The organism is Arsenicicoccus dermatophilus (assembly GCF_022568795.1).
Lineage (GTDB): Bacteria > Actinomycetota > Actinomycetes > Actinomycetales > Dermatophilaceae > Arsenicicoccus > Arsenicicoccus dermatophilus.
This window is the reverse complement of sequence record NZ_JAKZHU010000001.1, coordinates 1,213,444-1,238,501: the sequence shown is the minus strand read 5'-3', so window position 1 is coordinate 1,238,501 and position 25,058 is coordinate 1,213,444. Positions and strand designations below refer to the sequence as shown.

The window sequence follows — 25,058 nt, the reverse complement described above, 5'->3', positions numbered from 1 at the left end:
TATGGCAACGCTGGAGATTCGCGACCTGCACGTCACGGTCGAGACCGAGCAGGGCACCAAGGAGATCCTCAAGGGCGTCGACCTGACGATCCGCTCGGGGGAGACCCACGCGATCATGGGCCCCAACGGCTCGGGCAAGTCCACGCTGGCCTACGCGCTGGCCGGGCACCCGCGCTACACCGTCACCCAGGGCACCGTCACCCTCGACGGCGAGGACGTCCTCGCGATGAGCGTCGACGAGCGCGCCCGCGCCGGCATGTTCCTCGCGATGCAGTACCCCGTCGAGGTGCCCGGCGTCACCGTGTCCAACTTCCTGCGCACCGCCAAGACCGCGGTGCAGGGCGAGGCCCCCAAGCTGCGCACCTGGGTCAAGGACGTCAAGACCGCCATGGGCGAGCTGCGCATGGACCCGGCCTTCGCCGAGCGCAACGTCAACGAGGGCTTCTCCGGCGGTGAGAAGAAGCGCTTCGAGGTGCTCCAGATGGAGCTGCTCAAGCCGTCGCTGGCGATCCTCGACGAGACCGACTCCGGCCTGGACGTCGACGCGCTCAAGATCGTCTCCGAGGGTGTCAACCGGGTCATCGCGGGCGGCGACGTGGGCGTGCTCCTCATCACCCACTACACGCGGATCCTGCGCTACATCCAGCCGCAGTTCGTGCACGTCTTCGTGGCGGGCAAGATCGTGGAGGAGGGCGGCCCGGAGCTCGCCGAGCGCCTGGAGGAGGAGGGCTACGACCGTTTCGTCAACGCCCCCGCCCCGGCCGCCGCGGGCGCTCCCGCCTCGCCCTCGCTCCCGGCGGACGCCCCCGCCGAGGTCGCGCAGGCCTGACGGTGGCCCAGCCGTTCACCCCCGAGGAGTCGGCCCGGATCCGGGCCGACTTCCCGATCCTCGCTCGCACCGGCCGGGGGGGCCACCCGTTGGTCTACCTCGACTCCGGCGCCACCTCGCAGAAGCCCCGCCAGGTCGTCGACGCCGAGCGGCGGTTCTACGAGACCGTCAACGCCGGTGCCCACCGCGGCGCGCACCTGCTGTCCGAGGAGGCCACCGACGCCTACGAGCAGGCCCGGGCGACCGTGGCCCGCTTCATCGGTGCGGGTGACCCCGACGAGGTGGTGTTCACCAAGAACGCCACCGAGTCGCTCAACCTCGTCGCCTATGCCTTCAGCAACGCCGGGTTCGCGGGTGCGATGGACGGGGTGCCGCCGGAGGTCGCCGAGCGTTTCGCCCTCGCGCCGGGGGACGAGGTGTGCCTGACCGAGATGGAGCACCACGCCAACCTCGTGCCCTGGCAGGAGCTGTGCCGCCGCACCGGCGCCACGCTGCGCTGGCTCGGGGTGACCGACGACGGCCGTCTGGACCTGTCGGACCTCGACGAGGTCGTCACCGAGCGCACCAAGGTGCTGGCCTTCACCCACGTCTCCAACGTGCTCGGCACCGTCAACCCCGTCGACCGGCTCGTCGCCCGCGCCCGCGAGGTCGGTGCCCTGACCGTGCTCGACGCCTGCCAGAGCGCCCCGCACCAGCGACTCGACGTGCAGGAGCTGGGCGTCGACCTCGTCGCCCTGTCCGGGCACAAGATGCTCGGCCCCACCGGTGTGGGCGTGCTGTGGGGGCGGGCCGAGCTGCTCGCCGCCATGCCGCCGTTCATCACCGGCGGGTCGATGATCGCGCTCGTGCGCATGGAGGAGACGACGTATTCCGCTCCGCCCGCGCGCTTCGAGGCCGGGTCGATGAACGTCGCCCAGGCCGTCGGGCTGGCCGCCGCGTGCGACTACCTCGACGAGCTGGGCCTGGACCGGGTGCAGGCCCACGAGGAGGCCCTCGCGCAGCGGCTGCTCGACGGCCTCGCCCGGCGACCCTGGGTGCGGGTGATCGGTCCCACCGAGATGACCGACCGCGGCTCGTCCGTGGCCTTCGTCGTCGAGGAGGTGCACGCCCACGACGTCGGTCAGGTCCTCGACGACCAGGGCGTCGAGGTCCGCGTGGGCCACCACTGCGCCTGGCCGCTGCACCGCCGGATGCGCGTCGCCGCGACGACCCGCGCCAGCTTCGCGGCATACAACACCGTCGAGGAGGTGGACGCCCTCCTCGCCGCGCTGGACCGCGTCCCCGAGATCTTCGGCCTGGACACCCAGCAGGAGGCGAGCTGATGGACCTCTATCAGGAGCTGATCCTCGACCACTCCAAGCACCCGCACCACGCGGGTCTGCGCGAGCCCTTCGAGGCCGAGGTGCACCACGTCAACCCGACGTGCGGGGACGAGGTGACCCTGCGGGTCCACGTCGACCGCACCGCGGGCACGCCGGAGCAGATCACGCTGCAGGACGTGTCCTACGACGCGCTCGGCTGCTCGATCTCGATGGCGTCGACGTCGATGCTCGCCGAGGAGTGCATCGGCCGCCCGCTCTCGGAGGTCTTCGCGACCTTCGGTGCCATGCGAACCATGCTGACCAGCAAGGGGACCGATCCCGGCGACGAGGAGGTCATCGGCGACGGGATCGCCCTGGCCGGCGTCGCGCAGTACCCCGCCAGAGTCAAGTGCGCGCTCCTGGGCTGGACCGCCATGGTCGACGCGCTGGCCCGCGCCGGTGTCGACATCAGCAGCACCTCCCCGACCCCCGCCGCCCCGACCAGCAAGGAGCAGTGATGAGCGAGACCGCCACCACGGGCGCCACGCCGCCCAACGTCGCCGACGTCGAGGAGGCCATGCGCGACGTCGTCGACCCCGAGCTCGGCATCAACGTCGTCGACCTCGGCCTGGTCTACGGCATCACCGTCGACCCGGCCGCCGGCGCCGTGATCGACATGACCCTCACCTCGGCGGCCTGCCCGCTGACCGACGTGATCGAGGACCAGACCGCCCAGGCGCTCGAGGGGCTGGTGAGCTCCCACCGGATCAACTGGGTGTGGATGCCGCCGTGGGGCCCGGACAAGATCACGCCGGACGGGCGCGAGCAGCTGCGGGCGCTCGGCTTCAACGTCTGAGCGACGCAGCGCCTCGCGGCGGGGCCCCTCGGATCTGCGAGGGGCCCCGCCGTCGTCGGCCCGGAGTCTGCCCGGTCGGCCGGCATCGCAGGATCGGCCCCGCCGCGCAGCGCTCCTTCGGGGCCAGGCTGGCCTCGACGAGTACGCCATGACCCCTCTTTGAACGTGCCACAGGGCCAGCCTGGCCCCGTGGCACGCGCGGGGGCACCCCCGGGGCCGTCGTTCTCCGGGCGGTCGCGGATCCGCGTCGGCGGCGCCGACCGACGGTCGTGTCCGTGCAGGCCGCCGGGCGTGGCCGGGGCACTACCATCGACGCCATGACGACGCCGCCCGAGAGGCCATGAGCGAGGGGTCGGGCACCGCCCCGCGCACCGTCGAGCTGCCTCGGGAGCGGCTCACCCGCTGGGTCGGGGACCTGCTGGACCGGCACGGTGCGCCCACCTGGTCCCACGACGCGGACGCGATCGTCATCACCTGCGCCGACGGGACCGTCGCCCGGCTCACCGCCCTGGACCCTGCGGGCGCCTCGCAGGTCTCGTCGCTGCGCACCCTCGTGGGGTGGCCCGCGGCGAGCCCCCGGCTCGCGCTCGTCCTGGTCCGGCGGGGACGCTACGCGCTGGGGCTGGCCGACGGGACGACCTTCGTCGCGCACACGGCCGGGTCCCGCTACGTCCAGTCCCGGACGGCCGCGGGCGGTTGGTCCCAGCAGCGCTACGCGCGACGGCGGGCCAACCAGGCGGACGCTCTGGTCGAGCACGTGGTGACCTGCGTCCTGCGGATGCACCAGGCGCGGGCCGTGGGCGGCTCCGGTCTCGGGTGGGCGCAGGCGCTGGCCGTCGGGGGTGACCGCGGGCTGGTGGACCGGGTCCTGGCCGACCCCAGGCTCGCGGCGTGGACGGACCTGGCGCGCTACCAGGCCTTCGACATACCGGACCCGACGCACGAGGTCCTGCGCTCGGTGCTGGCCCGCGCCCGGTGCGTGCAGGTGGGGGTGACCGACCCCGTGCGGCAGCCGGTCCGGGTCGATGGCAGAGTGTCCACCATGACGTCGACGGAGATGTCCAGCGCCCGCAGGCTGCTCCCGGCCGCAGCAGCCTCGGTGACGGACTTGGTGGAGCGGCTATCGGATGAGGCATGGTCCCGGCCCAGCCCGTGCGAGGGGTGGAGCGTGCGGGACGTGCTGGGACACCTCACCGCCGAGCACCTCTGGGCGCCCAGGCTGCTCGCCGGGGAGACGCTGGGGGACGTGGGCTCGGACTACGACGGTGATGTCCTGGGGTCGGACCCGGTCGGAGCCTGGCACGCAGCCGTGGATCGCTCCCTGGCGTCCTGGGACGCGGTCGAGGACGAGTCCCGGGTGCTGCGGATGTCCTTCGGGCCCTGCCCGATCCATGAGTATGCCGAGCAGATGCTCGTCGACCTCACCGTGCACGGGTGGGACCTGGCCCGCGGCGCCGGTGCGCGCTGGACGGCGGTGCCGGAGGCCGTCGACGCATGCCTGCGCTACGAGACGCCCCGGGTGAGCGGAGGAGGGGTCGAGGGCATCTTCGCGCCGCCGATGGCGACCGGATCCCGCGACCGGTTGGATCAGCTGGTCGCCCTGCTGGGGCGCGAGCCGGGGTGGCGGGCATGATCGCGTGGGTGACGGCCTTCGTCGACGTGCCGACCGCTAAGGTGCCTGCGGCAGCGGACTTCTGGAGTGCGGTGACCGGCTCCACGATGTCGCCCGTGCGCGGCCACCAGGGCCAGTTCTCGACCTACCTGCCCCGCGACGGGGACCCGCACCTGCGGCTGCAGGACGTGGGCTCCGGTCTGCCCGGCGTGCACGTCGACCTGCATTGCATCCATCCCGAGGCGTTCGCCGCCGTCGGCGAGGCCGCGGGTGGCGCGGTCGTGCACCACGAGCCGGGGTTCGTCGCGCTGCGCTCGCCCGGCGGCTTCGGGGTGTGCTGCGTCGGCCACGACGGGGAGGCCGTGCTGCCGTCGCCGGTGGCGGACGAGCGGCTGGACCAGGTCTGCGTGGACGTCCCCGCCGACCGCTGGGACCTCGAGCTGACCTGGTGGAACGCGCTGACCAGCTGGCGGGTCCACCAGGTCTCCCGCCGCGCCGACCTGATCGTGCTGCAGCCGCCGCGCCCCAGCGCGATGCACATCCTGCTGCAGCGGCTCGACGACTCCGGCGGGCCGGTCCACGGGCACCTGGACATCGCGGTGGGGGAGCGGCAGGAGCGCCTCGAGCAGGCCACGGCGCGGCACACGAGCCTGGGCGCCGACTTCGTGGCCGAGCACCCCTGGTGGCACGTGATGCGGGCGCCGGACGGCACGACCTACTGCCTGACCAGGCGGGAGATCGAGCCGTCGGGCGTCGTGGCTGCACGTCCGGGTCCGGCGGCCCGGGTCCGCTGAGCGAGGGCGACGGGACGGCGCAGGTGCCCTCCCGTCGCCCTCGTCGGGAACCGAGTCGGCGGACGAGCAGGCCGCCTCTCGTGGACCGGGTACGCCGCTGGTCCGGGCACACCGCGTCCGGGTCCGTCTCGGCGGTGTGCCGGGAAGGACAGCCACCTCCGTGGCCACCCGCTCAGGAGCAGCAGGTCAGGCGCCGCCAGGTGGAACGCCGCCAGGTCAGGCGCGAGCCTCCAGGTCGCGCAGGGTGACCGCCATCGCGATCGCCGCGGTGGCGGCCTCGTGGCCCTTGTCCTCCCGCGACCCGGGCAGCCCCGCACGGTCGACCGCCTGGGCGTCGTCGTCGCAGGTCAGCACCCCGAAGCCGACGGGCACGCCGGTGCGCACGGACACCTCGGTCAGCCCCTGGGTGGCGGCGCTGCACACGTAGTCGAAGTGCGGGGTTCCGCCCCGGATCACCACGCCGAGGGCGACCAGCGCGTCATACCGCGGCGCCAGCCGGGCGCAGGCCACGGACAGCTCGAAGGTGCCTGGCACGCGGACGATCTCGGGTCGGTCGATGCCGGCGTCGGCGCAGCCGCGGCGCGCCCCGTCGATCAGTCCGTCCATCACCTGGTCGTGCCACGAGGACGCGACGATCGCGACGCGCAGGCCGCTGCCGTCGACGGTGAGGGTGGGGGAGCCGTGTCCGGCCATGTCATGCCTCCTGGGCGAGCGTGGGTGCGAGGTGGGCGTCGTCGGGCTGGACGACGGGGGGGTCGGCGGGCAGCAGGTGGCCCATGCGGGTGCGCTTGGTGCGCAGGTAGGCCGCGTTGGCCGGGTTGGGCGGCACGAGCGAGGGCTCCACGGCGGCGACCTCGATGCCGGCGTCGGTCAGGGACGTGACCTTGTCGGGGTTGTTGGTGATCAGCCGGACCCGGGTGAGGCCGAGGTGGTGCAGGACCGCAGCCGCACCGGCATACTCCCGCGCGTCGACCGGCAGCCCGAGCCGGGTCTGGGCGTCCACGGTGTCGGCGCCCTCGTCCTGCTGGTGATAGGCCGCGAGCTTGGCGAGCAGCCCGACGCCGCGCCCCTCGTGCCCGCGGACGTAGACGACCGCACCGCCCTCGGCCGCGACCCGCGCCAGGGCTTGGTCGAGCTGGGGCCCGCAGTCGCACCGCAGCGACCCGAAGGCATCACCGGTCAGGCACTCCGAGTGCACCCGGACGATCGGCGACTCTCCTGGCAGGCCGAGGGGACTCACCAGGGCCACGTGCTCGGCGCCGGTCAGGAGGTCCTCGTAGCCGTAGGCCGTGAACGCCCCGTGGCGGGTGGGGAGCGTGGTGCGCGCGGCCAGCCGGACCCGGTCGTGGCGCTCCCGGTGGCGGACCAGCGAGGCGATGGTGACGACGGGCAGCCCGAGCTCGGCGCCCAGCGCGAACACCTCTGGGGTGCGCATCATCTCGCCGCTGTCGTGGACCAGCTCGCCGATCGCGGCGACGGGCTCCAGGCCGGCGAGGCGGCACAGGTCGACCGAGGCCTCGGTGTGGCCGCGGCGCACGAGCACCCCGCCGTCGCGGGCGCGCAGCGGCACCACGTGGCCGGGGCGGACCAGGTCGGTGGGCTCGGAGGCCGGGTCGGCGAGCACGTGCAGGGTGCGGGTGCGGTCGGCGGCGCTGATCCCCGTGGTCACGCCCGCCGCGGCGTCGACGGTGACGGTGTAGGCCGTGCGCAGGCTGTCCTCGTTGCGGGCGACCATGAGCGGCAGAGCCAGTCGGTCGGCGCGCTCCTCGGTCATCGGCGCGCAGACGTAGCCGGAGGAGTGCCGGATCGTCCACGCGAGCCACTCGGTGGTGACGGTCTGCGCGGCGACCACGACGTCGCCCTCGTTCTCGCGGTCGACGTCGTCCAGGACGAGCACCGGCCGGCCCTCGCGCAGCGCCTGCAGGGCCTCCTCGATGGGGGACTCGGTGTGCATCAGCACCCTCCGATCGGGTTGGGGGTCATGGTGATCCGCACGTCGCCGTCGAGCACGGTCACGTCGGTGGTGGTCAGGTGCACGGCCTCGGCCATGGTGGTGACGCCGAGGTCGGCGACGGCGGGGGAGCCTGCCCCCAGCAGCACGGGCGCGACGTAGGCGATCACCCGGTCGACGAGTCCTGCTGCCAGCCAGGCGGATCCGAGAGCGGGCCCGCCCTCGAGCCAGACGTGACGTATGCCGCGGGCGTGCAGCTCGGCCAGGGTCTGGGCCGGATCCTGGTGGGGGAGCAGGAGAGTCGGAGCCGCGTCGTCGAGCACCCGTGCGGTGCGCGGCAGCTCGCGCGAGCCGACGACCACGCGCAGCGGCTGCTGCTCGGCGAGGACGCCGTCGTGGCGGACCGTCAGGTGCGGGTCGTCGGCCAGGGCGGTGCCGGTCCCGACGACCACGGCACCCGCGGTCGCGCGCAGCCGGTGCACGTCCTCGCGGGCGGCCGGGCCGGTGATCCAGCGGCTGGTGCCGTCGGCGGCGGCGCTGCGCCCGTCGAGGGTGGCGGCGAGCTTCCAGGTGACGAAGGGCCGCCCGGTGCGCGCGGCGTGGTCGAACCACGGGTTGAGGCCCGTCGCCTCGGCGACCGGGACCAGGTCGGTGGCGATGCCTGCGGCCCGGAGGGTGTCGGCGCCCCCGGCAGCGAGAGGGGAGGGGTCGGCGGCGGCATACACCACCCGAGCCACGCGCGCCTCGACCAGGGCCTCGGCGCACGGGCCGGTGCGGCCGGTGTGGTTGCACGGCTCGAGGGAGACATAGGCGGTGGCGCCGCGGGTCTCGTGGCCCGCCGCGAGCGCGTCGGCCAGGGCGGCGGTCTCGGCGTGCGGCGTGCCCGCGCCGCGGTGCCAGCCCTCGCCGATCACCTCGCCGTCGGCGGCCACGAGGACGCAGCCGACCCGGGGGTTGGGGTCGACGGCCGGTCCGCGGGTGGCGAGGCCGACGGCACGCCGCAGGAGCAGCACGTCCCGCTCGGGCGTCTCGTGGTCGGTGGTGCGGTCGTCCATCGTCTCTCTCCGTGCTCGTCGGGCGAGCAGGTGCTCGCCTCGCGAGCTCCGGGGACGACGGCGACGGGCGACCGGGCGGCACGCGGACGCGCCGCAGGTCACCCTGCGTCGAGGCACCCTGGCGGGCCCTCTCGTGCTGCCTCCCATCCGGACTTTCACCGTCGGTCCTGGAGTTCCACCAGGTCAACCGCCCACCTCGAGAGGTGGTCGGGTCGCGGACTGTCACCGCCGGCTCGGAATTGCACCGACCCCGGAGCACGTATCTCGCATGATGCCACAGGCGGGCGGGGCGACCGTCGCCGTCCCGCCGGGCGCCACCCGGGCAGCCCCCCGTCTCTGCCACGTGCCCCTGGTGGTCGCGACATGCCGCGCGAACCTCGCGACGTGCCCCTGCCGGCGAGCGTCAGGAGAGGCGGGTGAGCACCTCGGGCAGCTCGGCCAGGGTCCGTATGACGGCGGCTGCGCCGGCTTCCCGCAGCGCGTGCTCGTCGTGGCCCCCGGAGACCACGGCGATCCCGACGGCTCCGGCCAGGCTCGCCGCGTGCATGTCGGCGATGTGGTCCCCGACGTAGAACCCCGCTCCCTCCTGCCGGATCGGGATAGCCTTCTGCTCGCCGAAGAGGTCGCCGTGGAAGCCGTCGAGCAGGTGGGCCAGCCCGGCGTCGGCGAGGGAGGCCTCGACGGCCGGGGTGTTCTTGGCCGAGACGACGAAGGACCGGAAAGCGTTGGCGTGCAGCCACTCCAGCGCCTCGACGGCGCCCGGCATGGGGGCGATGGTGCCGGGCCGGTCCACGTCGTAGGCCTGCCGGTACAGCGGCGTGAACACCGCCTCGTCGGCGCCGGGGGAGACCTGCGCCAGGATCTGCCCGAGCGGGTAGCCGAACCAGGGCCGGAAGGCCTCGGCGTCGACGTCGGGCAGCTGCATGGCCCGCAGCGCCGAGCGGAAGGACCCCACGATCCGTTCCTGGGTGTCCACGAGGGTCTGGTCGAGGTCGAAGCCGATGGTGCGGGACGTCATACGGCCATGCTCTCGCACCTCAGAGCCGCCGGGACCCCTCGGGACGAGCCGCAGGCCCGACCCCGGGACGGGATCGGGCCTGCGGACGGGTGGTCGTGGGGGTGCGCTCACTCGACCCGGTCGACGGCGAAGGTGTTGCAGGTCTGCAGGCTGCCCTGCTGGTAGCCCTTGAGGAACCAGCGCTGGCGGGCCTCGGAGGAGCCGTGGGTCCAGGACTCGGGGTTGACCTGGCCGGAGCCCATCGTGGACTGGATGTGGTCGTCACCGACGGACTTGGCGGCGGACAGCGCGGAGTTGATGTCCTTCTCGGACAGCGGCTTGATGAGGGTGCGGCCCTGGGCGTCCTGGGTGGTGCTGGCGTCCTTGGCCCACATGCCGGCGAGGCAGTCGGCCATGAGCTCGATGCGGACGCCGCCGGACTGCGGGCCCTGCGGGTCCTGCTGGGCCTTCTGCAGCAGGCCGAGCTGGTTCTCGATGTGGTGGCCGTACTCGTGGGCCACGACGTACTCCTGCGCGAGCGCACCGTCGTCGGCGCCGAACTGGGTGCTCAGCAGCTTGAAGAAGGAGGCGTCGATGTAGACCTTGCGGTCGGTGGGGCAGTAGAACGGGCCGACCTGGTTGGAGGCGGTGCCGCACGCGGAGCGGGTCTGGCCCTGGTAGAGGTTGGTCTTGGCCGGGACGTACTGGCGGCCGGCCTGCTCGGGCAGGGCCTTCTTCCAGTAGGCCTGGACGGAGTTGACGGTGCCGACCACGCGGCACTCGACGTCGGTGTTGCCCTGGGCGCCGGTCTTGCAGCGGTCGAGGTCCGCGGCGCTGCCGGTGCCGGCGCCCTGCTGGCCCGCGCTGCCGGTGGACGGGAGGCTGACGTTGCCGCCGCCGCACATGTTGAGCAGCAGCACGATGATCAGACCGAGGAGGCCGAGGCCGCCACCACCACCGACGATCATGCCCCCGGGGCTCATACCACCGCCGCCACCGCCCCGCTCGACCTGACTGGTGTCGAACTGGGCATCGTCGTTGAAGCTCATCCTTGCTCCTGACTCGTGCGGACGCCTGACTGGTCCGGCAAACGTGGCCGTAGACTAACTCGGCTGCCTCGCGCGCCGAGGTCAACCGGGGGTGATTGCTCACGACCTGTTACCCATCCTCGGGACCTGCCAGACGAACCCCTCACGAAGGACCCCACACGTGATCGCCGCGACCGACATCGAGCTGCGCGCCGGCGCCCGGATCCTCATCGACCACGCCTCCTTCCGAGTGGCGGCGGGCGACCGGATCGGGCTGGTGGGCCGCAACGGCGCCGGCAAGACCACCCTCACCAAGGTGCTGGCCGGGGAGGGGCAGCCCGCCGCCGGGCAGGTCACCCGCTCCGGCACCGTCGGCTACCTGCCGCAGGACCCGCGCACCGGTGACCTGGCCGTCCTCGCCCGCGACCGGATCCTGTCGGCCCGCGGCCTGGACGTGATCGTGCGCAAGATGCGCGAGACCGAGGGGGCGATGGCATCGGCCGACGTGGAGACCCACGAGGCGGCCATGGAGCGCTATCCCAAGCTGCAGGCGCGTTTCGACGCGGCGGGCGGGTATGCCGCGGAGTCGGAGGCGGCGACCATCGCGGCGGCGCTCGGCCTGGAGCAGCGCATCCTGGGCCAGCCCCTGTCGACCCTGTCCGGCGGTCAGCGCCGCCGGGTCGAGCTCGCGCGGATCCTGTTCTCCGGCAACGAGACCCTGCTGCTGGACGAGCCCACCAACCACCTGGACGCCGACTCGATCGTCTGGCTGCGGGACTACCTCAAGACCTACAAGGGCGGGCTGATCGTCATCAGCCACGACGTCGACCTGCTGGACCAGGTGGTCAACAAGGTCTTCCACCTGGACGCCAACCGCGCCACCATCGACCAGTACAACCTGGGTTGGAAGGCCTACCTCGCCCAGCGCGAGACCGACGAGAAGCGCCGCAAGCGCGAGCGGGCCAACGCCGAGAAGAAGGCCTCCACCCTGCTCGCCCAGGCCGCCAAGATGGGCGCCAAGGCCACCAAGGCCACCGCCGCCCACAACATGGCCCGCCGCGCCGAGCGGATGCTGGACGGCCTCGAGGGTGAGCGGCAGCAGGACAAGGTGGCGCACCTGCGCTTCCCGGACCCCGCGCCGTGCGGCAAGACCCCGCTCATGGCGCGCGGCCTGTCCCGGTCCTACGGCTCGCTGGAGGTCTTCACCGACGTCGACCTGGCCATCGACCGCGGCTCCAAGGTCGTCGTGCTCGGCCTCAACGGCGCCGGCAAGACCACCCTGCTGCGGATGCTCGCGGGCGTGGACACCCCGGACACCGGCGAGGTCCTGCCCGGCCACGGCCTCAAGATCGGCTACTACGCCCAGGAGCACGAGAACCTCGACACCGACCGGTCGGTCCTGGACAACATGAAGTCCGCCGCCCCCGACCTCGGCGAGACCGAGGTGCGCAAGGTGCTCGGCTCCTTCCTGTTCAGCGGCGACGACGTGGACAAGCCCGCCGGGGTGCTCTCCGGCGGCGAGAAGACGCGGCTGTCCCTCGCGCTGCTGGTGGTCAGCTCGGCCAACGTGCTGCTGCTCGACGAGCCCACCAACAACCTGGACCCGGCCTCGCGGCAGGAGATCCTCGGCGCGCTGCGGACCTTCGCCGGGGCCGTGGTGCTGGTGTCGCACGACGAGGGCGCCGTCGAGGCCCTGGAGCCCGAGCGGGTGCTGGTGCTGCCCGACGGGGTCGAGGACCTGTGGGGCGCGGAGTATCTCGACCTCATCTCGCTGGCCTGATCCGGCGATGCTGCCTGGCTGGGTGCGGCCCCTCGCGGGCACCGGGGGGTATGTCGGCAGGTCGGACTAGGGTGACGCCATGGCCCAGCACCCGCACCTGCGCGTCGACACCGACGGCCCGGTCCTGACGGTGACGCTCGCCAACCCGGCCGAGCGCAATGCCCAGACCCCCTCGCTGTGGGCCGCCCTCGCCGAGGTGGGGGAGCAGCTGCCCGAGGCGGTGCGCGTGGTGGTGCTGCGGGCCGAGGGGGAGAGCTTCTCCGCCGGGCTGCACCGCGGCCTGCTGGCGCCAGGAGGTATGCCGGGAGAGCCGGACCTGGTGCGCCTGGCCGTGGGTGACCCGGCGGGGGCGGCCGAGGCGATCGCGGGCTTCCAGCGTGCCTTCCGGGTGTGGCAGGAGATCCCGCAGACGGTGGTCGCCGCCGTCCAGGGGCACGCGATCGGGGCTGGCTTCCAGCTCGCGCTGGCCGCCGACCTGCGGGTGTGCGCCGACGACGTGGCCTTCGCGATGCGGGAGACCGGCCTGGGGCTGGTGCCCGACCTGGGCGGCACCCGCCCCCTGGTCCGGCTCGTCGGGCTCGCCCGGGCGCTGGAGATCTGCGCGACCGGCCGCGTCGTGGGCGGCGCCGAGTCCCAGGCGATCGGCCTGGCCACCGTGGTCGTCCCGCGCCCCGAGCTGGACGCCACCACCGACGACCTGGTCACCGCCCTCCTCGAGGCACCCGCCGGGGCGCTGCGCGAGCTCAAGCCGCTGCTGGCCTCCGCGGTCGACGCCGACCTCGACACCCAGCTGCGGGTCGAGCGGGAGGCCCAGGTCCGGCGTCTCGCCGCCCTCGCCCGGGCCCACGCCGGCGGGCAGCCGCCGGCTCAGGTCGGGCCCCCTGCCGGGGCCCAGGTGGGCGGGCAGCCGCAGGTGGCGGCGCGGGCCGAGGCCAGTGGGGAGGGTGGACGCGGTTGACCGGCATACGGCGGTTGAACGACCCGGCTGCGCACGCCCCTGAGGTGACGCGATGAGCATGCCGGGCGGCTGGCAGATGATGCGGTCGCTGACCAAGGACGCCTCGGTCAAGGACCGCAAGCTGGCGCCCGGGACGGCGCGGCGGGTCCTGGGCTACGCCAAGCCCTTCCGCACGCCGATCGCGGTGTTCCTCGTCCTGATCCTGCTCGACTCCGCCCTCGTGGTCGCGACCCCGCTGCTGCTGGGCAGGATCGTCGACGAGGGCGTGCTGCCCGGCGACCGCCGGGTCGTGGTCACGCTCGCGCTGGTCGTCGCGGGCATCGCGGTGCTCAACGCCGTCCTCGCCCTGGCGCAGCGGTGGTTCTCGGCGCGGATCGGCGAGGGGCTCATCTACGACCTGCGCACCCAGGTGTTCAGCCACGTCCTGGCCCAGCCGATCGCGTTCTTCACCCGCGCGCAGACCGGGGCGCTGGTCACCCGTCTCAACTCCGACGTCATCGGCGCGCAGCAGGCCTTCACCACCATCCTGTCCTCGACCGTCAGCAACGTCGTGTCGGTCGCGTTCATCCTCGTGGCGATGGCCAGCAAGTCCTGGGTGCTCACGCTGGCGGCGGTCGCGCTGCTGCCGGTCTTCCTGGTGCCGGCGCGGCTCATGGGGCGCCGGCTCGCGGGTCTGTCGCGCGAGTCGATGGGGCTCAACGCCGAGCTCGGCACCCGGATGACCGAGCGGTTCAACGTCGCCGGTGCCCTGCTGGTCAAGCTCTTCGGGCGGCCGGGAGACGAGGCCCGGGAGTATGCCGCGCGCGCCGGCCGGGTCCGCGACATCGGCATCAAGATCGCGCTCAACCGCACCTTCTTCTTCACCGGGCTGACCTTCGTCGCGGCGCTGGCGACCGCGCTGGTCTACGGCCTCGGCGGACTCATGGCGATCGACCGGTCCCTGTCCGTGGGCGCCCTGCTCGCGCTGGCCGCGCTGCTCGGCCGGCTCTACGGCCCGCTCACCCAGCTGTCCAACGTCCGGGTCGACGTGATGACGGCTCTGGTGAGCTTCGAGCGGGTCTTCGAGGTGCTCGACCTGCAGCCGCTGGTGCGCGAGGCCGCCCACCCGGCGGCGATCCCGGACCGCGCCGTGGCCGTCGACTTCGACGACGTCGTGTTCCGCTATCCCGGGGCCGACGAGATCTCCCTGGAGTCCCTGGAGCAGGGCGGAGCCACCGGCGACCGGGCGGCGGGCGGTGAGGTGCTGCGCGGCGTGACCTTCCACGTCGAGCCGGGCCAGCTGGTCGCGCTCGTCGGGCCGAGCGGCGCCGGCAAGACCACGATCACCTCGCTGGTGGCGCGGCTCTACGACCCCACCTCGGGGGTGATCCGGGTGGGCGGCGTCGACCTGCGCGAGGCGTCCTTCGACTCGCTGCACGACGTCGTCGGCATGGTCACCCAGGAGGCGCACCTCTTCCACGACACGATCCGGGCCAACCTCGACTACGCCCGGCCCGGTGTCGCGGAGGCGGACGTGTGGGCCGCGCTGGAGGCGGCGCAGGTCGCCGAGCTGGTGCGGAGACTGCCGGAGGGCCTGGACACGGTCGTCGGCGACCGCGGCCACCGGCTGTCCGGCGGGGAGAAGCAACGCCTCGCCATCGCCCGGCTGCTGCTCAAGAGCCCCGGTCTGGTGATCCTCGACGAGGCCACCGCGCACCTGGACAGCGAGTCCGAGGCCGCGGTGCAGCGCGCGCTCGACACGGCCCTGCACGGGCGCACCGCCCTGGTGATCGCCCACCGGCTGTCCACCATCCGCGGTGCCGACGTGATCCTCGTCGTCGAGGGCGGCCGCGTCGCCGAGCAGGGCAGCCACGCCGAGCTGCTCGCCCGCGGCGGGCTCTACGCCGAGCTCTACCGCACCCAGTTCGCCGAGTAGTCGGCCGGCTGCCCGTCGAGATCGTGGAGGCTCCTGACCGCGATCCGGTCAGGAGCCTCCACGATCTCTTCGGCGCGGGCCGGGCCCCGGAGCTGCGGCTGCGCGGCCCTGCAGGGTCAGCCCACCACCACCGTCGCGCCGGAGTCGGAGACGACGTGAGCGGTCGCCTCGCCGATGTCGAAGTAGAGACCGATGACCCGCAGGTCGGGGTGGTCCTTGACCACCGGGTGCCGACGCAGGTTGTCCACCTGGATCATCACGTTGTGGCGGGCGAGGTCGTCCACCGACAAGGTGCCGCTGCGCACGGCCTCCGCCGCGCGGTCGAGATCTGCGTCCACGGACTGCAGCCAGTGCTCGAGCGCCTCCAGACCGGGCGGCAGCTCGGGGTGGGCGATGGCCTGCATCGCCCCGCAGGACGAGTGTCCGCAGACGACGACCTCCCGGACGTGCAGGACGGAGACGGCATACTCGATCGCCGCCGCCACGGAAGATCCGGTGGCCGGGATCGCCCCGCCCTCCCACCGGGGGACGATGTTGCCGATCGAGCGCACGACGAAGAGATCACCCGGGCCGCTGGCGGTGATCAGGTGGGGCAGGACCCGGGAGTCGCAGCAGGTGATGAACAGGGTCGTGGGCGACTGGGCCTGGGCGAGCTCGGCGAGCGGACCGACGGCGTGCGCTCGTTCGGCGTGGAAGGCCTCGACCCCGGCGAGGACGGGCGAGTCGCCCGCGTGGTGGCCCCGGTGCCACCAGGCGCGGACGCGCTCGCGCACCGTCCCGGTGTGGGGCTCACGGCGCACGATCGGCTCACCTGCCTGCGCCTGAGAGAGCCAGGGAGTCCCGGCCTCCTCGATCGCGACCTCGCCACCGGAGCCGCGATGCCCGGCGATCCAGTCCTCGAGCACCGTGATGGCGGCGTGGTCGAGGTACTCCACGTCGATGACGACGCGGGCTCGCCCGCCCGGGGGCACCTGCTGGAGGCCGGAGACCAGGGCCGGCACGGTGAGGAAGCCGATGGAGCCGCGGATCCGCACCACCGTCTCCTCGCCCTTGGTGTGCGTCGTGACACCGTGCCAGCTGGCCCGACGCCGCAACAACCAGAAGGCCACGAGGAGCCCCAGCACCACACCCTCGACGAGGTTGAGGAGGACCACACCACCCAGCGTCGCCAGATAGGGCCACAGGTCCCGGTGCGCCGACAGCTCCCGCACGTGGGCGAGGTTCACGAGCTTGGCGCCCACGTGGATGAGCAGACCGGCGAGCGCGGCCAGGGGAATCGCCTCGACCGCGGAGGCCAGCAGGACCGAGCAGGCAAGCACCCAGACGCCGTGCAGCACGGCCGAGGCCCGAGTGCGGCCGCCCGCGAGGGCGTTCGTGGAGCTGCGCACGATCACGCCGGTGACCGGGAGCCCGCCGACGGCTCCGCACAGTGCGTTGGCCGCTCCCTGACCGACGAGCTCGCGCCCCAGGTCGACGCGGGGGCCTTGATGGAGCCGATCCACGGCCACCGCGGACAGGAGCGACTCGATGCTGGCGAGCAGGGCGACGGTGAAGACGGCCACGACGACCTGGGCCGGGTCCACCCCGCTCAGGCGGGGGACGAAGGTCAGGTCCAGGATGTTCTCCGGGAGGGTCGGACGTGGCACGTCGAGACCGAGGAGCACAGCCACCGCGGTCGTGAGGCCGACCGCGACCAGGGGGCCGGGCAGCAGCTTGACCCGGCCGGGAAGCCGATCCCACAGCACCAGGACGGCGATGGTCACCAGGCCCAGGGCCGCGGCCTGCACATCGGTGCGCGAGAGGGCGCCCGGAAGCGCAAGGACGTTGTCCAGCGGAGTGGACCGGCTGGTCTGGCCGAGCAGCACGTGACTCTGACCGAGACAGATGGAGACCCCGATGCCGGCGAGCATGCCGTGGACCACGGCCGGCGGGATGGCCAGCGCGTAGCGCGCCATACCGGTGAGCCCCAGGAGGATCTGCACCACTCCTGCGCCCAGGGTCACTGCGGCGACGACGGGCCATCCGTGCTCGGCCACCATGCCCGCCACGACGACCACCATCCCGGCAGCCGGACCGCTGACCTGCAGCTGCGAGCCGCCCAGGAGGCCGGCGACGATGCCGCCGACAGCGGCGGACAGCAGACCCGCCGCGATCGGTGCCCCGGAGGCGACCGCGATCCCGAGCGACAGGGGAACAGCGACGAGGAAGACGACGAACGAGGCGGGCAGGTCGTACCGCAGCACGGCACGCCACGCGGGTGGAGGTGTCGAGGAGTGCGAGCGAGTGAGTTCCATGAGTCCGTTCTTCGTGAGCGCACAGGTCCAGCGGTCGCTGGCCAGCGCTCACGGTAATCTCTTGAGTACCAACAGCGTTCGCGAGACACGGGAGTTCACTTAGGTGAACCTTCGTTCATCGTCGCGAAGCCCCTCCTGGACCCGGTGCGTCGACCTCCGGAGTGGTCTGCGCCACGTGACGCGTTCTTGCCCTCGCCAGGTGCGCACCGTCCGTCTGCCGCCGGCAGCACCGCGACCTGGCGTCCCCGCACGATCAGCCGACGCCGCCGCCCGGGTCGTCGACGAAGCACGCCGGACGCTCCCGACACCGGTCGGCCCCGCACCAGGATCCCTGTCCGGGCGGGAGCCGTCGTCGGCCCGGGGCTGGTGACGGTCGCCTCCTACCGGCATACGCATGCCGGACGCACGGAGCGGCGCCTCACGATGGTCGAGGCCGTGGCCGCCGAGGTCGACGTCGCCCTGCGCCGAGGGAGACTGGGGAGGTGCCCCACCCCGCCGAGGACCTGACCCGCGCCGCCTACGACCTGGTCGCGGACGTCTACGCCGACCACGTCCCCAGCACCGAGCCGGAGCAGCCGATCGAGCTGGCCATGATCGAGCACTTCGTGAGCCTGCTCCCCGAGCCCCGGCGGGTCCTGGACGCGGGCTGCGGCGCCGGACGGATGCTGCCCCACCTCGCGGCGCTCGGGTGCATGCCGGAGGGGATCGACCTGTCGCCGCAGATGGTGCGCCGGGCGCGGCAGGACCACCCCGGCCATCCGGTGCGCGTCGGCAGCCTCACCGAGCTGCCCTGGGGTGACGAGGAGTTCGACGGGGTCTTCGCGTGGTACTCCACGATCCACAGTCCCGACGAGGTCCTGGACGTCATCGTGGGCGAGCTGCGGCGCGTCTTGCGTCGAGGAGGATGCCTGCTCGTGGCCTGGCAGGTGGGCACCGGGGTGCGGCAGGTGGGGGAGGGCTTCCGGGCGCTTGGGTATGACGTCACGATGCGCCGCTATCACCGCACGCTCGCGACGATGGTCGAGCAGGTCACCCGCCACGACCTGGACGTGGTCAGCCACCTCGAGCGCGGGCCGGTGGCAGGGGAGTCGGACCCGCAGGCCGTGCTCATCGCCCGACGCCGCACCACCCGCTGCCCGGCTCGGGCACCCCCGTAAACTTGTCGGCAACACCTTGACGAGTCGTTGAGTACGGAGGGAGATCGGCCCATGACGACGCCTGGGCGGTTCACCTCGATCGCCTCTGCCCGGTCAACCTCCCCGAAGCCTCCATGGCCTTGCGTGACGTGAAGAACCACCTGTCGGAGGTCGTCGATCAGGTGGAGCGCCAGCATGACCGGGTCGTCATCACCCGCCGTGGCAAGCCCGCGGCCGTCGTCGTCATCGCCGACGACCTCGCGTCCCTGGAGGAGACCTTGGCGATCGTCAGCCGGCCCATGCTCGGCACCGTCGTCTGGCGCCGCTGGACCAGGCGCTGACCCGCCGTCGTCGCTCCCGGCCCGCCAGATCTGTCAGACGACCGGGGGAGGGGCGAAGCCCAGGCTGCGGTAGATCGCCATCGCGGCAGGTGAGGTGCCTTCCCCGACGCGCAGGCTGAGCGCGGCGTCGCCTGCCCGTGCGCAGGCCTGGATCGCGTGAGCCATGAGGGCCCGCCCGGCACCGAGCCCGCGCGCCTCCGGGGCCACGAAGAGCTCGATCACGAAGGGTCCGGCGAGCCCCGGGTCCCAGATGGAGCGTTCGACGACCATAACCGCGCCGACGGGGTGGTCGGCGGACCAGGCGGTGGCGCCGGCGTCCGACCTCAGCACGCCGTGCTGGCCGCGGAAGGTGGCCTCGATCTCCGCCACGGCTTCATCCATGTCGGCGGCGGCGATCCCGGGCGGATAGCTGGCGAGGTAGAGCACGGCGAGCGCCGTCGTGGACGCCGCTTCCAGGGGGCGCAGGGCGACGCGGGGTGGGGGACCGTCCTCGGTCGTCGCGGTCTGCGGGTTCACGCCGAGCAGGTCTGAGGTCATGGGTGATTCCCTTCGCCGGGAGGGCGGGACAGGTGGGGGCCGGTCCCAGTGTCACGCTCGTCGCAGCATACCCGCCCACGGGTCGCTCGAGGGTGGCGCCGTCGAGGGTCAGGGTGGGGCGGGGCCGTCACGACCGGGCCGTATGGCGACGGCACGGCGACCGTGCGAGCAGCTCGCGGGCCGCCCCCAGCAGGCTGATCCGCAGGACACCCGCCCGCGCCTGGGCGAGCAGCCGCAGCACCTCGGCCGCCATCTGGTGGCCGGTCGCGTGGTCGAGGGCCTGCACCGGCAACGCCCCCGGCCGCCCGCCCGCCGCTGCGCACACCATCGCGATCCCGGAGGCCGCCTGCACGATCGAGTCGAATCCCGCTCGGGTGCCCCACGGTCCGCGCTCGCCCCACGCCGAGCAGGCCAGCCGCTCCACGTCGAGCGGCCCGCCCCACCAGCGTCCCGGCGCCGCGTCCATGACACGATGGCAGGCGACCATGCCTCCCGGGCGCGCGCCCGGCGGATGTGGTCTCATCAGGTGGTGCACCCCGAGGACCAGCCCGTCGCCCAGGGCCTGCTCGACGTCGGCGACGGCCAGCAGATCCACTGGGAGGAGTGGGGATCCGCGCACGGCGTGCCCGCGGTCTACCTGCACGGCGGACCCGGCGGGACCCTCGGCGCCGGCGCCTACCGCCATCGCTTCGACCTGGCGCGGACCCGGGTGATCGGGCTGGAGCAGCGCGGCTGCGGGCTGTCCCGGCCGCACGCGAGCGACCCGGCCGTGTCCCTGGCGACCAACGACACCGCCCATCTGGTCGCCGACCTGGAGCTGCTGCGCCACCACCTCGGCGTCGAGGCGTGGATCGTCGACGGCGTCTCCTGGGGGTCGACCCTCGCGCTGGCCTATGCGGTGACGCACCCCGAGCGGGTCCTGGGGGCGGTGCTGTTCGCGGTCACCACCACCAGCTGCGAGGAGGTGGACTGGATCACCGAGGGCATCGGCTCGATCTTTCCCGAGGCGTGGGACCGGTTCGCCGGCCACGCCGAGGCCGCGGGGATCGGCTACCGGCGCGGGCAGGGACGGCTGGTGTCGGCCTACGCCCGGCTCATGGAGTCACCGGACCCGCAGGTGCGCGACGCGGCCTCCCACGAGTGGGCCCGGTGGGAGGACACCCACATCTCCATCGGCACCGGCGGCCTGCGACGGGACCCGCGCTGGGCGGACGACCGCTTCCGGCACGCCTTCCTGCGGCTCACCGCGCACTACTGGTCGCACGACGGCTTCTGCGATCCGCCGCTGCTCGACCAGGTCGACCGGCTGCACGGCATACCCGGTGTGCTGATCCACGGGCGGCGCGACGTCTCCAGCCCGGCCGTCACCGCGTGGCGGCTCCACCAGGCGTGGCCCGGCTCCCGGCTGGTCGTCGACGAGGGCGACGGTCACGGCGGCGTCTGCATGGTGGAGCACTGGCGCGCGGCCAACGACGAGCTCGTCACCCGGCATACGCCTGGCTGATCGCTCAGAGCCGGGTGCAGACCACGGTGAGGTCGTCGTGCACCTTGATCCCGCGCCGGCGCAGGTCGTCGGCGGCGGCGTCCTCGGCGGCCCGGACCTGCGCCACCAGGTCGGGCACCGCGTCGTCCAGGCAGGCCCGGGTCCAGCTCTCCAGGGTGTGCGTCCCCAGCAGGTCGAAGGCCCGCGTCGCCCCGTCCGAGGCCGCGACCACCCCGAGGACCTGCGAGCGCTTGTGCCGGACCGTGCGGGCCTCGTGCGCGGCCAGCGGGTCGTGGTGGGCGCACCAGAAGCCACCGGGCACGTTGCGGGTGGCCTCCAGCGCCCAGTGGTGCAGCTCCCGGTCGGTGAGGCCCTCGGGTGCGGGGACGCCGCCCACCGCGCGCTCGGTCACCGCCCGGGCCATGACCTCGGCGAGACGGTCGTCGGTGAGCTGCCGGGGCCCCGCGGGGGTGAGCACCACGAGGGAGGCGTCGCACAGCACCAGGCCCTCGATCTCGGTGCGGTCCGCGGTGGTGCGCCAGGCCGCAACCGTCGCCGACGGGGAGCCCGCCGCCAGGTCGCAGCTGTCCGCGTGCCGGTCCCGGACCTGTGTGATGGCGCGAGCGAGCGCCTCCCGCAAGGGAGCTCGCCGGTCCTGCATCGCAGTCCCGAGCGCGGCGGCCAGGTGGGTCGAGTACCACGCCACGGGGTGCGAGCATCCCGCCAGCAGGTGCGGCGGCAGCCCGGCACCGTCCACGACGACCACGACCTCGTCGCGGTGCCACGCGGCGTCCTCGTTGGCGCGCCCGGGGACGCCGGGACAGGTGTGGGCGGTCGTCCTCACGTCGTTGCGCCGGTCAGCAGCGGGAAGCGGTGCACCTTGGTCACGTGCGGCAGCCGCACCTCGCGGTCGTCGACGCCGCCGCACCAGCTGGCGACGTACGTCCGCACGCGCTCGGCCAGCTCCGCGCGCCGGTCGGGCTCCAGCGCGAGGTAGTAGGACCGGGTGGTGACCAGCTCGGCCAGCGTCCGGGCCGTCGTCGCCTGCTCCCAGCCGAAGGTCTCGCACTCGCCGGGCGCGAACCACGCCGCCGAGACGTCGCTCGCGGACTCGCCGCGCGGCTCGTAGCCGCCCTGTATCGAGTGCATCGTCTGGTCGAGCCCGGCCACCCACGGCACCCGCAGGTCCATGACGTTCCAGATCAGCACCAGCCGTCCGCCCGGCCGCAGCACCCGTGCCGCCTCCGCCGAGCCGGGCCCGGGATCGACCCAGTGCCAGGCCTGACCGTAGGTCACGGCGTCGCAGCTCGCGTCCGCCAGCCCCGTCGCCTCTCCCGGGCTCTGGCGGGCGACGACCTGGGGGTATGCCGTGCGCAGCTGCGCGAGCATGTCGGCGCTGGGCTCGACGGCGGTCACCCGATGGCCGAGGTCGAGGAGCACGCCGGTGAGCTTGCCGGTGCCGGCGCCCAGGTCAGCGACGTCGCCGGGGCAGTCACCGACACCCCAGGCGACCGCCTCGGGCGGATAGGTGGGGCGCAGCTCGGCATACCGCTGCCCGCCCTCGGCGAGGGCCGCCCCCAGCCGGGCGCGCTCCTCGGACAGACCTCGCGGCTGCTCGCTCACTCGTCCTCCTCGTCCCAGATGCGGACCTTCTTGGGCGTGACCGGCCGGGCGGGCAGCCCGCCCGCGGCCCGCTGCTCCTCCAGGTGCTCGCGGCGCGCGGCATAGAGCACCATCGCGATCGCGACGAGCCCGAAGAGCCACCACTGCCCGAAGTAGGACATGTTGTTCCAGCCCTGGTCGCGGTCCGGGCCGGGCGGCGCGGCGAGCCCGGTCGCGGGGTCGCCGGCCTTGGTGGCGTTCTCGGCCGCGAGGACGAGGTAGGCGTGGTTGACCGGCCCGCTGATCTGCTCCTGGGCGATGGTGTAGTTGATCGAGGCGAGCTGGCCGCGCGCCGGCGCCTTGTCCAGGTCGGTCTCGCCCCAGCGCAGCCAGCCGGTCACCGTCACCGGGCCCGTCGGCGCGGGGGGCACGGCGGGCAGCTGGGAGGCGGCGCCCTCGCCCGCCGCGAGCCAGCCGCGGTCGACGAGCAGCACCGACCCGTCGGTCAGCCGCAGCGGCCACACCACCTCGTAGCCGCGCTCGCCGTCGCGCGGACGGTTGCGCACGAGCAGGGGATTCGGGTCGTACCGCCCCTCGGCCCGCACCTGCCGCCACAGGGTCTGGTCGTCGACGCCGGTCGTGGTCGTCGGCAGCAGCTCGCGCAGCGGCACCGCGGGGGCGGCGTAGTTGCGGTCGATGGCACGGACCTTGGCCTGCTTGTGCTCGTAGCGACCCAGCTGCCACTGACCGAGCCACACGCAGGCGAGCATGAAGACGAAGGCCCCCGCGAGGGCACGCAGCCAGCGCGGCTTGCGCAGGGTCTGGATCATCGGACCTGGTGACCCAGGACGGACGAGGTCCGCAGGGTGGGCTCGCGACGCATACTGTGGAGCCTATGTCTGTTCTCCCGGATCCCCGACCCCGCGGCGCCCTCGTCGACGGTTTCGGCCGGGTCGCCCGGGACCTGCGCGTGTCCGTGACCGACCGCTGCAACCTGCGCTGCACCTACTGCATGCCGGCCGAGGGGCTGCCCTGGATGGCTCGCCCGGAGATGCTGACCGACGACGAGCTGGTGCGCCTGGTGCGGCTGTTCGTCGAGCTGGGGGTCACCAGGGTGCGGCTCACCGGAGGCGAGCCGCTGCTGCGCCGCACCCTGCTCGACGTGGTCCGCCGCATCGCCGCGCTCGAGCCGCGCCCCCAGATCGCCCTCACCTCCAACGGCGTCGGCCTGGCCCGGGTGGCCGCCGACCTCGCCGAGGCCGGGCTGGACCGGGTCAACATCAGCCTGGACACGGTGGACCCCGCGACCTTCCGCGAGCTCACCCGGCGCGACCGGCTGGCCGACGTGGAGGCCGGTATGGCGGCCGCTGCCGCGGCGGGGCTGACGCCCCTCAAGGTCAACGCCGTGGCCATGCGCGGGATCAACGACGAGGGGGTCGCCGACGTCCTCGCCTGGTGCCTGGAGCGCGGCTACTCGCTGCGCTTCATCGAGCAGATGCCGCTGGACGCGCAGCACGGGTGGGAGCGGGCCCGCATGGTCACCGCCGACGAGATCCTCGCCCGGCTCACCGAGCGCTTCGACCTGGCGCCCGTCCCCGCGTCGGAGCGGGGGAGCAGCCCGGCCGAGCTCTTCGAGGTCGTCGGACACTCCGACCTCGCCGGGCGCCCCGCGACGGTGGGCGTGATCGCCAGCGTCACCCGCCCCTTCTGCGGCGACTGCGACCGCACCCGCCTCACCGCCGACGGCCAGGTGCGCAACTGCCTGTTCTCGATGACCGAGACCGACCTGCGCGGCCCGCTGCGCGACGACGCCGGCGACGACGAGCTGAAGGCGCTGATCACGGGGGAGATGCGGGTCAAGCGGCGCGGCCACGGCATCGGCGAGCCCGACTTCCACCAGCCCGACCGCCCCATGTCCGCGATCGGCGGCTGACGCGCCACAGCGCCCGCCCGCCCACGGTGGAGGGTGCCGCGGTCAGGCGCGGTGCGGCTCGGTCTCGCGCAGGAAGCCCCGCATCGACAGGAACTGCGACAGCGGCTCCTTGTGGTCCTCGCACGCCAGCCACACCTTGCGCCGGTCGGGGGCGTGCAGCGTGGGATTGCGCCAGCGCAGCTCCCAGGTCCCGTCCGCGCGGCAGCCCCGGGCCGAGCAGCGGTGCGGCTCGCCGGGCGGGGGACCACCCAGGCCTTCCGTCATACCCACTCGTCCTGCCGGGTCGCACCGCCCGGAGCCGGGTCGTCCACGACCCGCCCCTCCAGGACCCCCTCGGATCGCACGCCGATCGCCGTGCGCGAGTGGTCGACCGGCTGCAGCTCGCCCTCGCTGCGGTGGTCGACGGCGTTCGCGAGCACGACCGCGAGGTACGGCAGCACCGCCGCCCCGAGCAGGAAGATCCAGCGGATCGGGTGGTCGATGACGTACATCAGGACGAAGCACACGGTGCGGATGCCCATGGAGAGCAGGTAGCGCCTGATCCGCATGTCCTGGTCCTCGGCCAACGACCGGCGCGCGGTCGTGACGGTGTGGACCGTCGGGGGCGAGACATCGGGAGCGGACACCCGACCAGGGTACGACTCCGCGGTGGGGAC

The 25,058-nt window shown here is 73.5% G+C and carries 26 protein-coding genes and 1 riboswitch; of the genes, 13 read left to right on the top strand and 13 right to left on the bottom strand.

Features of this window, described 5'->3' with window-relative positions:
• Nucleotide 1 precedes the first annotated feature (1 nt).
• From sufC to MM438_RS05795, 6 genes are all read left to right on the top strand, one after another.
• Nucleotides 2–829 (top strand): Fe-S cluster assembly ATPase SufC, encoded by an 828-nt coding sequence (gene sufC / locus MM438_RS05820; RefSeq protein ID WP_241451574.1) that lies wholly within the window; start codon nt 2–4, stop codon nt 827–829.
• Nucleotides 826–2,151: a cysteine desulfurase gene (locus MM438_RS05815; protein ID WP_241453324.1), complete on the top strand. Its 1,326-nt coding sequence runs from the start codon at nt 826–828 to the stop codon at nt 2,149–2,151. The genes sufC and MM438_RS05815 overlap by 4 nt, the downstream gene beginning before the upstream one ends.
• Nucleotides 2,151–2,648 carry a Fe-S cluster assembly sulfur transfer protein SufU gene (gene sufU / locus MM438_RS05810; RefSeq protein ID WP_241451573.1) on the top strand — a complete coding sequence of 166 codons (498 nt, stop codon included), beginning with the start codon at nt 2,151–2,153 and terminating at the stop codon, nt 2,646–2,648. The genes MM438_RS05815 and sufU overlap by 1 nt, the downstream gene beginning before the upstream one ends.
• A complete protein-coding gene (locus MM438_RS05805; protein ID WP_241451572.1) occupies nt 2,648–2,986 on the top strand; it encodes a metal-sulfur cluster assembly factor in 339 nt (112 codons plus the stop codon). The genes sufU and MM438_RS05805 overlap by 1 nt, the downstream gene beginning before the upstream one ends.
• A gap of 340 nt (nt 2,987–3,326) precedes the next feature.
• Nucleotides 3,327–4,619 (top strand): acVLRF1 family peptidyl-tRNA hydrolase, encoded by a 1,293-nt coding sequence (locus tag MM438_RS05800; RefSeq protein WP_241451571.1) that lies wholly within the window; start codon nt 3,327–3,329, stop codon nt 4,617–4,619.
• A complete protein-coding gene (locus MM438_RS05795; protein ID WP_241451570.1) occupies nt 4,616–5,392 on the top strand; it encodes a VOC family protein in 777 nt (258 codons plus the stop codon). The genes MM438_RS05800 and MM438_RS05795 overlap by 4 nt, the downstream gene beginning before the upstream one ends.
• A gap of 216 nt (nt 5,393–5,608) precedes the next feature.
• On the opposite strand, the gene ribH is transcribed toward MM438_RS05795, so the two are convergent.
• From ribH to ypfJ, 5 genes are all read right to left on the bottom strand, one after another.
• Nucleotides 5,609–6,085 carry a 6,7-dimethyl-8-ribityllumazine synthase gene (ribH, locus tag MM438_RS05790; RefSeq protein WP_241451569.1) on the bottom strand — a complete coding sequence of 159 codons (477 nt, stop codon included), beginning with the start codon at nt 6,083–6,085 and terminating at the stop codon, nt 5,609–5,611.
• Between the two features lies 1 nt (nt 6,086).
• Complete coding sequence (gene ribB / locus MM438_RS05785; RefSeq protein WP_241451568.1) at nt 6,087–7,346, bottom strand: 3,4-dihydroxy-2-butanone-4-phosphate synthase; 1,260 nt, start codon at nt 7,344–7,346, stop codon at nt 6,087–6,089.
• Complete coding sequence (gene ribD, locus MM438_RS05780) at nt 7,346–8,398, bottom strand: bifunctional diaminohydroxyphosphoribosylaminopyrimidine deaminase/5-amino-6-(5-phosphoribosylamino)uracil reductase RibD (RefSeq protein WP_241451567.1); 1,053 nt, start codon at nt 8,396–8,398, stop codon at nt 7,346–7,348. The genes ribB and ribD overlap by 1 nt, the downstream gene beginning before the upstream one ends.
• A 130-nt stretch (nt 8,399–8,528) precedes the next feature.
• A riboswitch (FMN riboswitch) is annotated at nt 8,529–8,660 on the bottom strand.
• A 141-nt stretch (nt 8,661–8,801) separates the two neighbouring features.
• Nucleotides 8,802–9,416 (bottom strand): HAD family hydrolase, encoded by a 615-nt coding sequence (locus tag MM438_RS05775; protein ID WP_241451566.1) that lies wholly within the window; start codon nt 9,414–9,416, stop codon nt 8,802–8,804.
• A gap of 107 nt (nt 9,417–9,523) precedes the next feature.
• Complete coding sequence (gene ypfJ, locus MM438_RS05770; RefSeq protein ID WP_241451565.1) at nt 9,524–10,444, bottom strand: KPN_02809 family neutral zinc metallopeptidase; 921 nt, start codon at nt 10,442–10,444, stop codon at nt 9,524–9,526.
• A 160-nt stretch (nt 10,445–10,604) separates the two neighbouring features.
• Here ypfJ and MM438_RS05765 point away from each other — a divergent pair, with 160 nt between their 5' ends.
• The 3 genes from MM438_RS05765 (at nt 10,605) to MM438_RS05755 (ending at nt 15,076) form a co-directional block, all read left to right on the top strand.
• Nucleotides 10,605–12,203, top strand: a complete 1,599-nt coding sequence (locus tag MM438_RS05765) for an ABC-F family ATP-binding cassette domain-containing protein (RefSeq protein WP_241451564.1) — start codon at nt 10,605–10,607, stop codon at nt 12,201–12,203.
• A gap of 79 nt (nt 12,204–12,282) precedes the next feature.
• Nucleotides 12,283–13,161 (top strand): enoyl-CoA hydratase/isomerase family protein, encoded by an 879-nt coding sequence (locus MM438_RS05760; RefSeq protein WP_241451563.1) that lies wholly within the window; start codon nt 12,283–12,285, stop codon nt 13,159–13,161.
• A gap of 52 nt (nt 13,162–13,213) precedes the next feature.
• Nucleotides 13,214–15,076 carry an ABC transporter ATP-binding protein gene (locus tag MM438_RS05755; RefSeq protein ID WP_241451562.1) on the top strand — a complete coding sequence of 621 codons (1,863 nt, stop codon included), beginning with the start codon at nt 13,214–13,216 and terminating at the stop codon, nt 15,074–15,076.
• Nucleotides 15,077–15,192: 116 nt separating this feature from the next.
• Here MM438_RS05755 and MM438_RS05750 read toward each other — a convergent pair whose 3' ends face one another.
• Nucleotides 15,193–17,370, bottom strand: coding sequence for a SulP family inorganic anion transporter (locus MM438_RS05750; protein ID WP_241451561.1), 2,178 nt, complete (start codon nt 17,368–17,370; stop codon nt 15,193–15,195).
• A 482-nt stretch (nt 17,371–17,852) separates the two neighbouring features.
• Here MM438_RS05750 and MM438_RS05745 point away from each other — a divergent pair, with 482 nt between their 5' ends.
• The gene (locus MM438_RS05745) at nt 17,853–18,527 is read left to right on the top strand and encodes a class I SAM-dependent methyltransferase (RefSeq protein ID WP_241451560.1); all 675 of its coding nucleotides are present in this window, start codon (nt 17,853–17,855) and stop codon (nt 18,525–18,527) included.
• Nucleotides 18,528–18,655: 128 nt separating this feature from the next.
• Nucleotides 18,656–18,847: a type II toxin-antitoxin system Phd/YefM family antitoxin gene (locus tag MM438_RS05740; RefSeq protein WP_241451559.1), complete on the top strand. Its 192-nt coding sequence runs from the start codon at nt 18,656–18,658 to the stop codon at nt 18,845–18,847.
• A 33-nt stretch (nt 18,848–18,880) separates the two neighbouring features.
• Here the strand turns inward: MM438_RS05740 and MM438_RS05735 are convergent, their stop codons facing one another.
• A complete protein-coding gene (locus MM438_RS05735) occupies nt 18,881–19,384 on the bottom strand; it encodes a GNAT family N-acetyltransferase (RefSeq protein WP_241451558.1) in 504 nt (167 codons plus the stop codon).
• A gap of 127 nt (nt 19,385–19,511) precedes the next feature.
• Entirely contained in the window at nt 19,512–19,850 is a 339-nt protein-coding gene (locus tag MM438_RS05730; protein ID WP_338155509.1) for a CoA transferase, read from the bottom strand.
• Nucleotides 19,851–19,910: 60 nt separating this feature from the next.
• Between MM438_RS05730 and MM438_RS05725 the strand changes: the two genes are divergently transcribed.
• Entirely contained in the window at nt 19,911–20,888 is a 978-nt protein-coding gene (locus tag MM438_RS05725) for an alpha/beta fold hydrolase (RefSeq protein ID WP_338155508.1), read from the top strand.
• Between the two features lie 4 nt (nt 20,889–20,892).
• Here the strand turns inward: MM438_RS05725 and MM438_RS05720 are convergent, their stop codons facing one another.
• Genes MM438_RS05720 through MM438_RS05710 form a run of 3 tightly spaced genes read right to left on the bottom strand, consistent with a single transcriptional unit; the run spans nt 20,893 to nt 23,299 of the window.
• Entirely contained in the window at nt 20,893–21,711 is an 819-nt protein-coding gene (locus MM438_RS05720) for a hypothetical protein (RefSeq protein WP_241451557.1), read from the bottom strand.
• Nucleotides 21,708–22,490, bottom strand: coding sequence for a class I SAM-dependent methyltransferase (locus MM438_RS05715; RefSeq protein WP_241451556.1), 783 nt, complete (start codon nt 22,488–22,490; stop codon nt 21,708–21,710). The genes MM438_RS05720 and MM438_RS05715 overlap by 4 nt, the downstream gene beginning before the upstream one ends.
• Nucleotides 22,487–23,299, bottom strand: a complete 813-nt coding sequence (locus MM438_RS05710; protein ID WP_241451555.1) for an SURF1 family cytochrome oxidase biogenesis protein — start codon at nt 23,297–23,299, stop codon at nt 22,487–22,489. Before MM438_RS05710 ends, MM438_RS05715 begins: the two co-directional genes overlap by 4 nt.
• Nucleotides 23,300–23,364: 65 nt before the next feature.
• Between MM438_RS05710 and moaA the strand changes: the two genes are divergently transcribed.
• Nucleotides 23,365–24,402: a GTP 3',8-cyclase MoaA gene (gene moaA, locus MM438_RS05705; RefSeq protein WP_241451554.1), complete on the top strand. Its 1,038-nt coding sequence runs from the start codon at nt 23,365–23,367 to the stop codon at nt 24,400–24,402.
• 42 nt (nt 24,403–24,444) lie between these two features.
• Here the strand turns inward: moaA and MM438_RS05700 are convergent, their stop codons facing one another.
• Together MM438_RS05700 and MM438_RS05695 are read right to left on the bottom strand one after the other, a co-directional pair.
• Entirely contained in the window at nt 24,445–24,666 is a 222-nt protein-coding gene (locus tag MM438_RS05700) for a hypothetical protein (protein ID WP_241451553.1), read from the bottom strand.
• Nucleotides 24,663–25,028, bottom strand: coding sequence for a DUF3099 domain-containing protein (locus MM438_RS05695; RefSeq protein WP_241451552.1), 366 nt, complete (start codon nt 25,026–25,028; stop codon nt 24,663–24,665). The genes MM438_RS05700 and MM438_RS05695 overlap by 4 nt, the downstream gene beginning before the upstream one ends.
• Between the last annotated feature and the right edge of the window lie 30 nt (nt 25,029–25,058).